Origin of the sequence: Kocuria subflava, assembly GCF_012163155.1 — a bacterium.
Classification (GTDB): Bacteria; Actinomycetota; Actinomycetes; order Actinomycetales; family Micrococcaceae; genus Kocuria; species Kocuria subflava.
In genome coordinates this window covers 1-515 of the sequence record NZ_JAAVUN010000254.1, presented here as the reverse complement: position 1 = coordinate 515, position 515 = coordinate 1, and the positions used below count along the sequence as shown (strand labels likewise).

At 62.7% G+C, this 515-nt stretch carries 1 protein-coding gene; it reads right to left on the bottom strand.

The genetic code is table 11. The features are described from left to right. Positions 1 to 38 precede the first annotated feature (38 nt). A partial coding sequence (locus GTW58_RS14045) for a TipAS antibiotic-recognition domain-containing protein (RefSeq protein ID WP_209436607.1) occupies positions 39 to 515 on the bottom strand: 477 nt, incomplete at its 5' end.

The following is a 515-nucleotide window of genomic DNA, read 5'->3' as shown; positions in this document are numbered from 1 at the left end:
CGTTGATTGAAGCGAAGACCGAGAGGAGCAGGCCCGCTTCAGGTGCCGGTTTTCGCGTCCGAGCACGGCCAGTTCAGTGGTCCGTTCGTCATCTTCCCTAGGTCCCCCCAAGTTGCCTGATCCGGGTCGATTCCATGGTGCCGGGCATTCTCTTTGATGGCGATCGTGAGCCATGTGCTCAACCCGGGCGCGATGTCGTCGTAGTGACAGCGGAACGCGTCATCGGCCACGTACATCCGACCCAAGAGAACGTGCCGGTCGTAAGTGCACGTGAAGTATGTGTCGATGGATGCCCGGTGCCGTTCAGCAAGCTGCATGGCCTCCGTCGACCGTGGTGCAAGCCCCTTGCGAACGGCGGTGCCAAGGTCTGCCTCAAGCTCCCGCACGGAAATGCTGATCGCTTCCCAGTCTTGCGTGGTGCGAGCCGCTGCGCGTTCGGCGTATTCGGTCCACTGGGCGCTGTCACCCCAGCGCGCACGTGCTTCTCGCGGCCACTGCGGATTCCAATTCGGGCC